12 protein-coding genes are annotated in these 15,591 nt (G+C 36.1%); 2 read left to right on the top strand and 10 right to left on the bottom strand.

Going from position 1 to position 15,591, the window contains the following annotated elements; translation table 11 throughout:
• Positions 1 to 3: 3 nt before the first annotated feature.
• A complete protein-coding gene (locus A3I7_RS0110185) occupies positions 4 to 807 on the bottom strand; it encodes a transporter substrate-binding domain-containing protein (protein WP_018376664.1) in 804 nt (267 codons plus the stop codon).
• 230 nt (positions 808 to 1,037) lie between these two features.
• Between A3I7_RS0110185 and A3I7_RS0110180 the strand changes: the two genes are divergently transcribed.
• Positions 1,038 to 1,940: a LysR family transcriptional regulator gene (locus A3I7_RS0110180; RefSeq protein WP_018376663.1), complete on the top strand. Its 903-nt coding sequence runs from the start codon at positions 1,038 to 1,040 to the stop codon at positions 1,938 to 1,940.
• A gap of 36 nt (positions 1,941 to 1,976) precedes the next feature.
• Positions 1,977 to 2,822, top strand: coding sequence for an aldo/keto reductase (locus A3I7_RS0110175; protein WP_018376662.1), 846 nt, complete (start codon positions 1,977 to 1,979; stop codon positions 2,820 to 2,822).
• A gap of 243 nt (positions 2,823 to 3,065) precedes the next feature.
• On the opposite strand, the gene A3I7_RS12830 is transcribed toward A3I7_RS0110175, so the two are convergent.
• The 9 genes from A3I7_RS12830 to A3I7_RS0110130 all read right to left on the bottom strand — a co-directional run bounded on the left by A3I7_RS12830 (position 3,066) and on the right by A3I7_RS0110130 (position 15,585).
• On the bottom strand, positions 3,066 to 3,464 hold the full coding sequence (locus A3I7_RS12830) for an IS630 family transposase (protein ID WP_342663992.1): 399 nt from the start codon (positions 3,462 to 3,464) through the stop codon (positions 3,066 to 3,068).
• A gap of 737 nt (positions 3,465 to 4,201) precedes the next feature.
• Positions 4,202 to 5,605, bottom strand: a complete 1,404-nt coding sequence (locus tag A3I7_RS13420; protein WP_018376660.1) for a CHAP domain-containing protein — start codon at positions 5,603 to 5,605, stop codon at positions 4,202 to 4,204.
• A 372-nt stretch (positions 5,606 to 5,977) separates the two neighbouring features.
• A complete protein-coding gene (locus tag A3I7_RS0110160) occupies positions 5,978 to 7,477 on the bottom strand; it encodes a DUF2142 domain-containing protein (RefSeq protein WP_018376659.1) in 1,500 nt (499 codons plus the stop codon).
• A complete protein-coding gene (locus tag A3I7_RS0110155) occupies positions 7,474 to 8,742 on the bottom strand; it encodes a lipopolysaccharide biosynthesis protein (protein ID WP_018376658.1) in 1,269 nt (422 codons plus the stop codon). Before A3I7_RS0110155 ends, A3I7_RS0110160 begins: the two co-directional genes overlap by 4 nt.
• Complete coding sequence (locus A3I7_RS0110150; RefSeq protein WP_018376657.1) at positions 8,735 to 9,076, bottom strand: DUF2304 domain-containing protein; 342 nt, start codon at positions 9,074 to 9,076, stop codon at positions 8,735 to 8,737. The genes A3I7_RS0110155 and A3I7_RS0110150 overlap by 8 nt, the downstream gene beginning before the upstream one ends.
• Before the next feature lies 1 nt (position 9,077).
• On the bottom strand, positions 9,078 to 9,773 hold the full coding sequence (locus A3I7_RS0110145) for a glycosyltransferase family 2 protein (RefSeq protein WP_018376656.1): 696 nt from the start codon (positions 9,771 to 9,773) through the stop codon (positions 9,078 to 9,080).
• A gap of 174 nt (positions 9,774 to 9,947) precedes the next feature.
• A complete protein-coding gene (locus tag A3I7_RS0110140) occupies positions 9,948 to 12,425 on the bottom strand; it encodes an LTA synthase family protein (RefSeq protein WP_018376655.1) in 2,478 nt (825 codons plus the stop codon).
• Entirely contained in the window at positions 12,422 to 14,191 is a 1,770-nt protein-coding gene (locus A3I7_RS0110135; protein ID WP_018376654.1) for a rhamnan synthesis F family protein, read from the bottom strand. Before A3I7_RS0110135 ends, A3I7_RS0110140 begins: the two co-directional genes overlap by 4 nt.
• On the bottom strand, positions 14,188 to 15,585 hold the full coding sequence (locus A3I7_RS0110130) for a glycosyltransferase family 2 protein (protein WP_018376653.1): 1,398 nt from the start codon (positions 15,583 to 15,585) through the stop codon (positions 14,188 to 14,190). Before A3I7_RS0110130 ends, A3I7_RS0110135 begins: the two co-directional genes overlap by 4 nt.
• Positions 15,586 to 15,591: the final 6 nt, after the last annotated feature.

The following is a 15,591-nucleotide window of genomic DNA, read 5'->3' as shown; positions in this document are numbered from 1 at the left end:
CGATTATTCTTCTGTTATTTTATATTTGAACATATCTTCTCCAAACCACTTTTTAGACAATTTGGACAAGGTTCCTTGAGCCTTTAATTTGTTGACAGCTTTATCAAAAGCCTCTTTAAACTTTTGCTCTTTCTTTGAAATAATAAAATAAGTTGCGTTTACTTGAACAGGTTCATCAGCAGTAACGACATCTAAATTTAATTGCTTAATAATTTTGTCCGCTCCAAAATTTGAAGGCATTACAACTGCATCATATTTGCCATCTGCAAGATTTTGATAACGTTGTGCAAGTTCCCCACTCTCTCCAAGTGGAATAGTAATCTGATTATCTTGATGCTTGTTATTGTAAGTTGTTAGTAGGTTATAAATTCCTCCGTTAGCTGTCACTGGACTTAATTTTTTACCAACAAGATCATCTAAGGTTTGAATATCTTTGTCATCACTGCGTTTGTAAATTTCAATCGTACTAACTCCTGTATTCTCACTTGGAAAAAGATATTTCTTTTCGCGCTCTGCCGTTTTAAAAAGACCGCCACCAACTAAATCATATTTTCCACTTTCAATACCAACCTCAGCCGCCTCAGCAGATACTGCCTCAATTTCGATATGATAACCTTTGATTACTGAGTTGATTTTTTTAATGACATCTACCTCGTAACCCACTAATTTCCCATTTTTGTTATTATAACTCAGCGGTTGAGTATTTTGTTCCAAAGCTACCGTCAAGGTTTTGCTGTCCGCATCAACCTTGGTTGTCAACAACAATCCGAGTGCTGTAAGAATTAGTAAGTTAAAATATTTTTTCATCTTCAATCCCCCTTCATTTTTTAACTTGCTCCTATCTTACCATCCCTTTCACTCCTTGCATAATCTCTATTTTTTATGTCTAGTGATAAGAAAAATTTATAATTAACAAAACTTATCATCCGTTATAAATAAAAGTTATCACCTCTTAGTTTTTTTGTATCAGGATTTTGCTGATTTTTCAGAAACGTTTCTGTTATAATGGCTACAAGTATCTTTGGGGAGGGTCTCTTATGAATTTACAACAGTGTCGTTATGTTGAGGTGGTTGCTAGAGCAGGGTCTTTTAGTCAGGCTGCTAAAGAGCTCTACGTCACCCAACCTAATTTATCCAGTTCTATCAAAGATTTGGAAAATGAACTCGGAGTTCAACTTTTTACACGTTCCAATATGGGAACTAGATTAACTGAAGATGGGCATGATTTTCTCAAATATGCAAAACGAATTATCGGTGAGTTGAATTTACTTGAACAGCGCTATCACAGCACTTTTAAGAAAAGTTTTACAGTAGCCTCCCATCACTACGATTTTCTTTCGATTCCTTTGGCAAAAATGGCTGAGCAATTTGGAGAAGACTATCAGGAATTTCAATTAATTGAGACAACGACTAAACGCATTCTTGAAAACGTGGCAAATTTTGAGGCGGACTTAGGCATTATTTACTTGAATGATGATAATAAACATATTTTAGAACGCTCTCTTACTAACCACGACTTGGAATTCACATCTCTTGGTGATTTTCCAACTCGCATTTTTCTGCGTCGCCAGCATCCTCTGGCTAAAAATAGTGAAATCTCCGAAGCTGACTTAGAAGGTTACCAGCAGGTTCGGTTTCGTCAAGAAAAATCTGGTCTCAACTTTGATGAAGATCCTTTGGAAGTTCACCAAGGTCAGCGTATCCTTTATAGTAATGACCGTGGTACTGTCATGAATTTACTTTGCGCTAGCGACGCCTACGCTTCTGGTTTAGGCATCGTTGATAGTTTCATCAAAGAACAGATAGTTCTCATTCCGCTAAAAGACAGTCCTAGCCACACACTTGGCTACGTGACCAATAAAAAGAAAAAAATATCAGATATCAGCTCAGCTTTTATCCAAGAAATCAAAAAAAGCCTTGGTTCACACACTAGGACTTAACTCTTTTATGGTAAAATGAGGTATGGAGGTATTCCTATGGAATTCAAAACGTTAAATAATGGGGTTCAAATTCCCCGACTTGGCTTTGGTGTCTGGCAAATGTTCAATTTGGTTGAGTGTCAGAAAGCCGTTGAACAGGCTTTGCAAGTTGGCTACCGCCTTATTGATACCGCAGCACTTTACCAAAATGAAGAGGCCGTTGGTCAAGCTGTCAAGACCTCTGGTCTGGCGCGTGAGGACGTTTTCCTGACTAGCAAAGCATGGATCAGTCAGTTGGGTTATGAAGAAACTAAAAAGGCCTTCCATGAAAGCCTAAATAAGTTGAAAACTGATTATTTGGATCTTTACCTCATTCATCAGCCCTTTGGTGATCTATACGGGGCTTGGCGAGCAATGACTGAACTTTACAAAGAAGGTTATGTTCGAGCGATTGGAGTATCAAACTTCTCTACAGGACATTTGACAGATTTTGCCCTTCAAACTGAGGTTGTCCCCGCCCTGAATCAGATTGAACTTCATCCTTACAAGCAGCATCCTCTCATTCAAGCAGCCAATGCTCAATTTGGTGTGGCAACTCAAGCATGGAGCCCTTTCAACAGGGGCAACGATGGCATTTTCAAAGATGCCACACTTGAACATATCGCCGAAAAACATGGCAAGTCCATCGCTCAAGTCATTTTACGTTGGCAAATTCAAAGCGACATCTTGACTATCCCAAAATCCATACATCTAGATCGAATGATTGAAAATTTTGACATTTTTGACTTTCAACTAACTGATCACGACATAGCTCAGATACAAGCACTAGACCGTTTCCCAAAAAATTACGGTCCAGACGAAAGCCCAGACCGCATAAAGCACCTTTTGGAGTACCGCTTATAAACGTAAAAGCTGATTACAGTAACAAATAAAATTCAAAAAAACACGTCTGAGATAAACAATAATACTTCCGACAACACAAATCAGCCATATAAGGGATAGCAATCCACTAACGAAGTTCAAGAAAAAAAGGAATGACTAAAAAGGATTTCATGCTGTTCTAAAGCATTTTTCACGTATCTTTTTAACTACGCGGTCAGCGTCTATACAGACGTTGGCTGCTATTTCATTATGTGACTTTTATACTCATTTAAAATCAAAAATAACGGCTGCCCATTCTCGGTGTACAATTGATTTTAGTTGAGAAGTAGACAAGCTTTGAATAACTTCCTGAAGTTTATCAATGACCTCATTTAATGTTCTAAATATCTTATTCTTAAACCCGCGTTTACGAATCTCAGCCCAGACTTGCTCAATGGGGTTCATTTCAGGTGTATAAGGTGGAATGAAGGTAAACTCTATATTCTCAGGAATAGTCAATGTCTGAGATTTATGCCAGACGGCATTATCCATGACTAAAATGATGTCGTCATCTGGGTAAGTGGCTGATAGCTGGCCTAGAAACTCATTCATCCAGTCGCTATTACACCCGCCTGCTATGATGAAAATGAGTCGCCTGTATGAGCATCTACAGCTCCATAACAATAGCGATATTCTCGAATATGATGCCGAGCATTGCTTTTTTCTTTAAGGGCCTGTTTTAATTCCTCGATTTGGGAGGACGTAAGTTCTTTTGTCATAAAACTATTATATCGCTATTTATGATTTTTGTTAAGTATAATATATTATTTTCAGCCTTCAAAAGTTTTTCAAACTATTGGAGGTTTCTTTCTTAGTTTGTGAAAAGAATTATTTTTATAATCAATGAATACTAAACTAAACAACACCCGTGCAGTAGAATTAAAAGTTAGCAAAATATGAGTTTGATTTTTGAAAAATATCAATTTTCAACCACCACAGTGGAATATAGGGGCATAAAAAGTAATGAAGAAATTTCCTGTCGGAGATTTCTTCATTACTAATCTTAGAACCTGTATTCACAGTTCAGCACTTCCATCTAAGTTAGTTTTTCAGCTAATCATTATTAGTTTTTTTTCAAAATACAGTCAGTATTCTCTCTAAAAACTGCCTTGATTACCGAAAACTATCTCTTATCTAAAAGCACTTTACTTGTGAAAACAGGTTCTTAGTACGTTTGTCAACTATTGCAGTTGATGAATAATTAAAGTGAACTAAGCAACTAAAACTGATATACACTCTAAATAATCAAGAAATTACTTATCTTCTAATTGAGCTAACTAGCATCTTCATATCTTAATCATTCTATTTTAGAAAATGTATATGCTTAAAGAAAATCTTTAGCAAATAATGGCATGATAACCCTAATCAGGGTAAATATACACCACTACTCCTCCCCAATTATAAGAAGTAGGATTAAACCATCCACGATAATTATCTATTCGCCTATTACCAGAGTAGTTAGCTTCCTTGACTTGAATACGAGTTTTTGATTCAACTTTAATAACATAGGCAACATGTCCATAACCCTTACCATCATTGGGCCAGACAGCTATAGAACCTACTATAGGGGAAGCTCCTATGCGAAATCCACGTGATCTCGCATTTACGGCCCAGAGACGGGCATTTCCTAACTGATTTGGTATCCATGGCGCCAAAGTTTTCACACCCCAAGTACATTCTCCAATAGGATAATTATTCACTTCATTTATATAATCTGTAATTCTAGGAGTAGCTCCCTCATATTCACTTTTCTTTATAAATGATTTATCCATAGAACCCGGTGCTGAAGAATTTTTAGGTAAAATTTTAACTTCATAACCTTCTACTGCCTTAAAATACCCTTCAGTTCCAGAAGGCTGCCCATTCTTCGCCCAACCTAACCAACCTATATCAGATACATGAACCCTATAGTAAACGTCATATTTCTCTAAGAGTTTTCCAGTAAGTTGAACTTTTATTGCTTCAAGTTGTTTCACTTGTCCAGTTGTTCCACTAGTTTCTCCGTTACTCCTAAAATCTTGCCAACCATAATCTTGAACATGAGCTGAATACTGAATAGAACCAAAATCGTAGGTTGATAATTTCATTTGGATAGCCTCTATAGGTTTTGCCTGACCTACAGTGCCACTAGTTATTCCCTCGGTTACAAAATCTTTCCAACCTACATCCCTAACATGTGCATTATAATACAAATTTGGTAACACAAATCTAATGAATGATCTTGTCATTGTGCCAGGAGATGCCTCTCCCTTTGGAATAAGTCTCACTTCATATGCTTCAAGACCCTTTGCTAGCCCCTCAGTGCCAGCAGGTTCCCCATTATTTGTCCAATCCAACCAGCCTATATCAGATACATGAACTCTGTAATAAACATCGTATTTCTTTTCTAACTCTCCAGTTAAACGAATACGCATTGCTTCAATTGATTTCGCTTGTCCAGTTGTTCCGCTGACTTCTCCACCACTAACAAAATTCTGCCAACCATAGTCCGATACGTGTGTTGAGTACTCAATGTTCCCATAAACATCCATCTTATCAGACAAATTAATCATTACAGCTTCAATTGATCTCGCTTGTCCAGTTGTTCCACTGATTTCTCCACCACTAACAAAGTTCTGCCAGCCATAGTCTGATATGTGAGAAGAATAACTTAATCCCTTATTTTCTTCACTTGAAGTTATACCATACGAATCAGCACTAACATTAGTTACACTTACTATTAATGAAAGTAGCATAAGTAACAACATAATTAAATGTTTCTTCATTATTATCACCTCTTACAATAATTATCAATATCATTGAAACAATTACAAAAACACAAATGAAGAAATTAGTCTAGTTAAGCTCTAGTACAACAAAAAAATGTATTTACCTCCTTTCATCTTGTCAGTTAAAAGGTGCTTAATTCCGTATTTATCCGCCTTAATTATATCAAATTTGTATTACAAAACACAACAAACGTATGAGAGTTAATTTCTATTGTATTCCTTCTTCACGCAATTTTGACTAAAGTAAGTTATTCAATACTGTTCAAAAGTCAGACTAATACTCACTTAAAATCAAAAATAGCACTCCAAATTACTATCGGATTGCTATTTTTGATTTTAAGTGACTTTAATATTAACTTTCGAAGTCATCTAATTATAATACCGAAAAATTGTACTCAAGAGCATGCAAATATCAAAAAGCAAGGCTACGTTCAAGAGAGTCTTTGTTGATAAAAAGTCTGATATTTTTTCTAATTGCTGATTTTTACTGGTAAAGAGCAAGAAGAGAAGCGGTAAAATACCAATCAGGTAACGACTTTGAACCCCCAAAACAACCATAGAGCCCACTGGTGTCCATGTCAAGAACATAGCCAAAACTGTTGCCCCAGTAATACCTGCAATCACCAGAAAAACACCTAAATGCGTCCACCAATGAAGCTTAACTTTTGTAGCATTGTTGAGGTAAACAAAGACCGTAAAAATGGCATACAGGGTAAAAAGATTGGTTGTCCCGTAAGTCAGGCCGCCAAAGCGTAGAATGTTGTCAAGGTTAAATACATTAACTAGCATTTCTCTAAGCACCACTCGACCATATACCAGTGGAGAATGGATGAGATTATGAATCTGCTCACCAACATTAACTTGCTTAAGGAAATCTGCTAAAATTGGAATTTTCACTTGGCCATATAGTTTAAACCAAATGGCTGCAAAGCCTGTAACAATCAGAATCCCCAAAATCTTATTGACAAAAACCAGCTTTTTGTTGTTGTCAAATTTCGTGCTTGGAATAAAGAACGGTAGTATTACCAAAAGGAAATAGGTAAACTTACTAAGAACGAGCAAACCACACAACAAGTAATAACTCAATAATTTCAGTCCTGAAATCTCGTTATCCTCTGCTTGAAGCATATTCATGAAAACAGCGAGTGCTAAAATCACAAGACCAAGCGCAAAACCATCTTGGTTGTAGGAAGCAGCCAGATAAATATTCATCGGAATCAGAGAAGTCACGGCAACAACCTGCTTCAAACGCCCTGCCAGCTTAATCGCAAAGAAAATCAGTAAAGCATAAACTAGCAGGTTACAGATTCGACCAAGATAGTAGGTCGCCACAAGTGGTAAATGAAGAAGATTACCTAGACTAATACCAATAACTTGTGGCAAGTAAGATAGGCTGTAATAAGCATTTGTCATTTTAACTTCTGGATAGATAAATTCTTTTGTACTATGCTTAGTCCCCTTTAAAGTCTCGCTAATAATAGTCTGCCCTGCATGTTCATCAATGCGCTTAACATCTTCAGAAATCTTCAAATTAGCTTTCTTATTACTTAAATTGATATCCCCTTCAGAAATGTAAACTGCTCGAGCATAGTGGACACGTTCATCTGGAATATCATTAATCGGGGAAATCAGCGCTGAAATACATCCCATCAGCAAAATAATAGCAACAGTTGCATATTCTATTTTCCTTGGTAAACAAATAATCAGCAGAACTGACACAAGGAACAGGAGTCCTAAAAATTTCATAGGCAAATCCATGGCATCAGTGTAAAGAACAACAGCCATGATGATAGTTGCCAAAATAGACAAAACATATTTATAATTTGATTTCACTATTCCAAATAATGAAAAACCTGTAGTCTTAGTCATAAATCACCTTTTTCAACTTTCTTTTTTGTAAATAGATAAACAGCTATTGACAGGATTAACCAGATAAGCATGGTCAATACAAAGCTTAAGGAAGCTCCTAAAATCTGATAACTAGCTACTAAATGATTGGTCATCAAGAGCGAGGCGCAAAAGCTGCCAACGTATGGAATCAGCAGATAATTTTGACACCGCATAGCTGTCAAAATGTTATCAATAGCCGTTGAAAAGCTACCTACTGCTCCTCCTACCATGATGAGCATGAAAGCCACCCAGTAGTCACTAAGCTTGATACCGTACAAGAAACTTAAGAAAGGAATTCCAAGTAAAGCACTTCCCAGCAAAACAAGCAAGCCGGCTCCAAAAAGATAAAAGAAAAGTCTAATTTGCAGTTTTCTAAAATCAGCTAGCTGCTTTTTAGAAATATAGATGGCCATTTGTGTGATGAGCGGTCTGAAGAAAAGCATCATGAGGTTCATGACAAAGGCAGGCATAAACAAAATATTGAAAATTGTCTGCGATCCCAGCTCAACCTTTCCCAAACCAGTCAAAGCATCCAAAGCATACTTTGGTTCATTATAAATATAGATAAGCAAAAATCCATTTAAAAAGAGTGGGAGACTTTCCTTCATCAACTTGATGCCATCCTTTAGTAGACTAAGCTGACTTAGCTGTCTAAAAGCTATCTTGTCAAAATATAGAGATTTTCTAACATCATAGAAGAGAATAAAAACAAATGATACAAGGCAGACCAATTGAATCGCTAACAAAAGCCTGTGCGTGAGCACGACAACAATCGTAAATAGAATGGACAGGATTGCATTCCGAAAACTTAAAGATTTCCCAGCTATGTCCAGACGTTCATGTTGCTGAAAAAGTCCTTGATATAGATCAGAAAAGGCATCTGAAGCTCTGTAAAGTGTGATATAAAAAATCACTTGACTCTTATAAGCATCATAGTCAGTCAAAGCTAGGTAAGCTACTGCTATCGCCATCATCGCAAAACAGGTGATTAAACGTACCAAAAAGTATTCTGAAAAAGAATACTTTTGAGTGATGTCTGTAGCCTGAAAATTTCTAACCTGAAAAAGTCCAACAACAACAAGCATATTTCCTAAAGAATAGGCAAAAGCATAAATATCAGAGTCTAAGGTTGACAAAACACGTGAAACAACCATTAACAAAAAGACTGATATCAAAGCTGATGATAGACTCCCCATCATATTCCAAAAGAATATTTTTTGAGGACTGGTTTGTGTCTTAATCATGCTTGTCCTCTTTTTTCATCAAAGCAATTTCTTGCGTCAAATGTTTTAACTTATGATTTTGAATTGAAATGTTATTTGTCAAGGAGAAAATAATGCTCAAACTCAAACAAAAGCCAAGGAAGAAGAGCATATTGGTTGGTGAATAGATCCCCAACAGAGATGAGACAAATTTCAATAGTCCTGGAAACCAAACAAAAATCAAGACCATTAAGGCTAAGATAAACCAAGAAATTGAAAACTTGATAGCTAACTTGCCTTTTCTAATCAAATTGATTACCAAAACAATAAAGCCAAGTATGATAAGGCTGATAAAAATTGTTGCTGTTGCAGTCATATTATTGTTTTCCTCTCAGTTTTACAAATAAAATCGCCATGGTTACTTTAATCATATAGTAAACTGACTTGCTCATTGAAATGGATGAAACGCCACCTTGACGCTCATTCATGATAACTGGAATTTCTTTCACCTTATAATCATTCAATAAAGCTTCTACTACAGTTTCAGGCTCTGGATAGTCATCTGGATAATTGTCTGCAAAACGTTCAATTAGACCTCGATTAATCATACGAAGACCAGAAGTAGCATCCGTGATTCTTGTACCAGTCATCAGTTTAATCAACCAAGTAAAATACCTTATGCCAATACGACGAGCAAATGATGATTGGAAACCTTCATTCTTGATAAAGCGCGAACCAATCACCATATCTACCTGATTATTTTTCAACTCTTCGACCATCTGATTCAGGAAGGACGGGTTATGCTGACCATCTCCATCAACTTGAACAGCTATGTCGTAGCCATTTTTTTTGGCATAAAGGTAACCTGTTTGCACAGCACCACCAATCCCCAAATTAATTGGTAAGGATACAACATTAAAACCATTCTTCTGACAAATCTCAAGAGTATTGTCTTTTGAACAATCATTGATAATGACATAGTCAAAATCAGGAGCATCCTTAATAATGGCCTCTACGGTACGCTCAATATTACTACTCTCGTTATAAGCAGGGATAATGATTAATTTTTTCACTATGATATTCTCCTAACTAGTTGACTGTTTTTACTTAACGAAAGTATTAAATAACAGTCTTGACTGACCAATGGCAGTCATATTCTTTGTTTAAATTCTAACAGAGAATGCTGTAAAGCGCAACTCTGCACCATCTAGACATATGACAGGGTATTTCAAAATTCTAAATGATTCTCACTGGTTATTTTTGATTTTAAAGAAAGTTTTATCCTCCTTGATATAGCCTTTTCCAACAGTAATATCGTACTGTAAGAGTTTCAAATCTTTTTTAATATCTTCCTGCTCTTTGCTTGAAGCGTTGTTAGAGTTCGTTACTTTATTGAGAACCTCTGTTAACAAAGCATAGTAGGGAGAAACTTTTGAATCTGTATGTGCAAATAATTCAGCTGTAAAATCACTCGAATTTACTAATGGATAATCTAGTTTCTTATTTTGCCAATTGCTCCAAATAAAATAATCTGTTTGATATTTGACATTACTATCCTCAGTGAAAGCACTGTCTGGGTACAAGCCTGGTAAATGATCTCCATAAAAAACAACCGTGATTTTTTTATCAATTTTAGATAGACTATCTAAAAAATCTTGAGTTGCTTGATCCGTATGGGTCAGCAACCTAGAATACTCTGTTAATTTCCAATTTTCATCTTCACTAAATCCTTGCCCGTTAGCAGTCATTTCGGTGGGAACTGCAACCGACCATGGTGCATGATTTTGCATTGTTATAATTGAAAAGAACTGACTTTGTTTGCTATCAATCTTATCCAAAACGTTATTATAGAGCGAGTCATCTCCCATGCTGACACCTGTTTTAGTAATATTCTTAAACTTCTCTTTGGAGTCCGATAAAAAAATTAAATGTTCAAAACCAAGTTTTTTATAAATATTGTAACGATTATAGTTGCTAGCACCAGATGGGTGCATCACGTAACGATTCTGATTTTGAAAAACGTCACTGATTGATGGAAAGACTGACATTTTAGGAGCAACTTCAGAGTAGAGTGTTGATACAGACGCTGAAAAATTTGAAAATGGTAAACCAGTTAAGGTCTGGAATTCCATATTAGCTGTCCCACCGCCATAGCCATCCGAATGCATCAATCCACTGGTGGTAATGGACTTGATTTGATCAATGTTGGGAATAGCCTCCATCGATAAACTGACACCTGAAATACGATTGGGATTTGCCAGACTCTCACTTAGCACATAGATGATGGTTTGATCTGAGATCTCTTGGCTCCTACTTTTGTTAATTTCTTCTGCCTTAGCCCCATATTTCTTGGCTAATCTTTCAATAGCTTTCTTGCTGTAACCATCTGGTTTCTCCATAATTGTCTTAGTCATTTGCTTGGTCCAGACATACATTAAAGAACGATAGCGCGCGTTAGTTGAGAATCCCATCCAAGTAATATCCATCCAGTTGTTAATTTTGGAGATAACTGGAATTCCCGAAGCAACTTTTCCATCCTTTTCATTTTTGAAAACAGCAAATCCTGAAATAAAAATAGTGGTAAGAAGGACTAAAAGTGACCAACGCACACGTTTTTTCAAGACTAGCTTGCCAGCCAAGAAACGATTTCTAAAAATAAGGTAAACCGCAATTGGCAGAAGGAAGACCAAAACAATATAGAAAATCATTTTGGCATCCAAAAAGCTAAGCAATAAATTCACTTCATGAAGCCAGACGAAATCTGTTATCAACAAGGGCTCGCTTCGCATACTATTTTTCAAAACGTTAGCTACTGAAACCAGCGTTCCAACAATAATAATCATCAATGTTGTTGAGATATAGCGGTCAACGATAAGATAGATAAAAATGAAAATTAGGGCTAGGACAGTAAACTGATACAGAGTTGCCCCTGGAAAGATATAACGTCCCAATAAGTCTGAATCGCCTCGAACACCATACTGCAAGGTATAGTTAAAAATTAAGGCTAAGATAAGACTAGTTAACACTGCAAGGGATAGGCTCGGCTGATTCTTCCGCATTTTTTCTGAACCATCAATTGCTGTATAGGCAATCAGTGAAAAAGCCAATAAACAGATAAGTAAAATTTTGAACAATTCCTCTAAAAAGGCAGTTGTTCCGCTTGTAGTCAATGTTGAAATGAGCTCTCCTCGTAAATAGCTTAGCCATTTAGAATCAAGAAGTGCAACATTTGCAAGCAAAAGTGACTGTGGAAGATGGTATCCTTTGCTGTCTTCCAAGAAAACTGAAAGCTTTTTCAAATACTTAGTTCTTGATGCCACCTGCTGAATAAGTAATGCTACAATTAAAATAGCAGCAAGTGTTGGCAAAGCGTTACCTTCCCAAAAGTGATTTTTTCCAAAATTCCATATTTTAAACGACTTATCATTTAAATTTCTTGTCGCAAGGACAACATAGGAAACCACCTGACTAAGAAAATATCCGATAGCCAGTTGAATAACAAATCGTTTCGATAGGATTTTAGAAACATATACTACTAAAACCACTATAGAAAGCAGATAGGCAAAGAAAAGAAATTGATGTAAATTTTGGAATGACGCTTTAATTTCCTTTGTAGTCAGAAGATGCGTCATCAAAAGATAAAAACTGGAATACACTGAGAAGATAATGATAAGACATCGATGTAAAACAGATATCCAGTTGATCTCTTCAAGATATTTTTTCATTTAGACACCTTTTGAGACAAACGTTTAATAATATATTTTACTGCTCTGGCAGGGCCGATAAAGATATATTTAAGAGCTCCTCTGATACCACCCATATAAGTGAAATCGACATAAGTGTTTGGCGCACTGTTGCCTCGTTCATTAAGCAATTTATTATCCACGAAGGCCGTGATTTGAGCAGGATTTTTAGAAATTCTAAAATCATAATGCTCATTCCAAGCAATATAAATCAATAAACGCTCAATAGCATGTAAGATTGAATTTTGTGGCAAGGGTTCTGCTGGTACATCGTCATCTGTTAAACCAAGCTCAAAAAGAGGTTTAAGGGCATCATACTTAAACCAGACAAAAGTACCATAACTCATGACAAAACTGTGAAAGGCATTGAAATCAATCGCCTTGGTCATTCCCATACGCTCCCAAAGATCATTCATTTCAGGAGCAATCAAATGTTCATTCCAAGCATCCACAATCTTATTGTAACGGAAGAAAGTTGGAATATCTGCAATAACAATTCCCAGTTTTTCATTGTCAAAGTTGGACAAAATATTATTGGCTGGATAAACCAACATCTGAATAAGCTCCCTACGCCAAGATTCTCCAGCCCAGAAATCCGCTTCTTTTGATTTTTTGGTATGAAAATGTCCAATATAATCATATTTTGATAACTCTTCCTTGAGTTTGAGCATTGGCAACACATCACGTCCAATATTTCCAGTCACCCGGATATCAGCCTGACGCTTGTGTTGGGTTAAAATTTCTTGAATTTTTACTCGCTTATCCTCAACATCTGTTGTAATAAACAGGTCATAATCAAAATTAAAGGATTTTTCAAAAGCTTCTAAAAAGTCTTCTAACAGATCAACATAGAAAGTATGCAAATGAACAGCGATTTTCTTGCTAGATAAATCAGCAGGCACCACTTGCTTAACCAATTTATGTCCCAAAAGATACATAAAATCGGGAAAATTTACTTCCGACATATGGGAGATAATCAGGTCAATCGGATAATTGGTCTTGTCGGCAATCTCATCCAAAATATAGGGCGTAATACCTTGATGGGCATCAATTGCCTTGACCTTGATGAAGGGAACTTTGTGCTTCAAAATGGCTGTCGGATTATAATATGAAAAGTCCGGGTGAAGCATTCCCGTTGTATCTTCATGAACCGTATCGAATATCGTCTGGTAATGGAAACCAGCATCCAAAAAAGTTGTTGTTACTTGAGTTTCATAGTCATTGATAACATTTTGAACATCCGTATGATTTCGCACCTTCTCCCAAAATTGCCTAAAAACAGGTGACTCAATGACTGGCTTTTTAAAAGTAATAAAATAACTCTGGATATGTTCAGGAAAACCTTGCGTCTGACGAGATTTCTTAGTTTTCCGATTGTTAGTCAAGCCCCAAAAATCAACTTGGTCGTTAGCTTCATAATTGAGATAGTAGTCCTTAATATCCCAAAGCGGACCAAAACAGGTATCATTCATAATAGTAATGACATCATAAGTTAGAAGTTCTTCAAATCCAATATGAGTCATTCCATCACGCCAGGCAGCAAAATCAAAACCAATATTCTCACGCTGAATAAAATTGTCCATCAATCGCAAATCAACTAATTTACGGTAATCGTGCTCGCTGACCTGACTGTTTGAAATAAAGGCCACTTTTGAAAACAAAGGACGCATCTGTGTCAGCTGATAATAAACATGTGAACTAACGCGATTATACTTATTAAAATGTACGTATAAGAGCAAACGTTTCATTTTTTTCTCCTAAAAAAGTTGATAATTTTTGTTGGAATAGTCCAACGGCGCGAATGAGTGACCGAATTATAACGGACAACCATCTCTTCTAGAGCCGTCTTGTAGTATAAACGCTCCTGATCTGCTATTTCAAACTGAACTTTGTAAGAATTAAGATTATTTATTTCCTGAGATGCTTCCAAAAGATTCTGAGTTAAAATTTTAGCTACAAAATCGTCAGAATTGATATTATCTACATTAAACATCGAATAGCTTAATGTAAAGTTTTTCTTTTCAATTTTTGAAATGTCATAAATTAGCTGTGGATCACTTTCAGTAAACATGACATAATTACCAATTAGTGTCCCATTTGTAAAACTTGGTAAAATTTCTGTCTGGTAATCTTTAGCAATTAAAGCAACTCGCTTATAAAAACTTGGTATTTCAGAAAGATCAATCCGTAATCGTGCTGTATCTTCTGGTAAATCAAACGAGAAGCTGTCTTGATACTTCATAGTTATTTCCAATACTTTATCTTGATTAAAATCCTCATTTTCACCAGCAAAGTAGATGGTCACATACTGCTTATCAATCTGTGATACCTGCTCACTTTTCCGTGATAGAGCAATTTCAAAATGATTATCCTGTCTAAGTAGCAGTTCAAGAGCGCGATGATAATTTAACGGATATTTTTCTAAATAATTAAGCTGTGTTTGTAATAACCTTTCAAAACGTTTCTGCAGTTTAACATTATCTTGGGTACGCGAATCAGACTCAGGATCCATTCGATAAACCGTCGTAGAATCTGGTAAAAAACTTAGCTTTGTTTTTCTAAACAATTCTACCTGAATATCAAAAGTATCATCAGCAGTATTGACATCAATAAGATTATTTACTTCACGCATTAAATCGGCATCGACCAACCAAGTTGATGCCATAGTCATGCCCTTCAGAACAAGCATTTCTTCATAAGAAGTCAACAAGGGGATGACTTGATTTTTAAAAACCTCTACCTGAGTAGTTCTACCAATGGAATCAACCATATTAAATTCCGTGTTAGACCACCGAGAATTTGGCGAGGATTCTAATAAATCAACCTGTTTTTGCAGTTTCTCATCATCAATCCAATAATCATCCCCATCACAGCGAGCGATATACTGCCCTCGTGCTTCCTTACAAATTGCAATCCAAGTTTTAGCAATTCCTTGATTCTCAGCATTGAAAAAAGTTCTAATCTGTTCTGGATAGCGTCGCTCATAATCACGGATAATATCAACAGACTCATCTGTTGAACAATCATCAACAAGGATAATCTCAAACTCAAAAGTTGTTTTTTGGCGCAAAAAGCTATCAATAGCATCTGCTATCCACTTTCCTTTATTGTAATTTGTACAAATAACAGATACTTTTGGCATTATTAC

It is taken from the genome of Streptococcus orisratti DSM 15617 (assembly GCF_000380105.1).
In the GTDB taxonomy this organism is placed as follows: domain Bacteria; phylum Bacillota; class Bacilli; order Lactobacillales; family Streptococcaceae; genus Streptococcus; species Streptococcus orisratti.
This window is presented reverse-complemented; position numbering and strand designations above follow the sequence as displayed.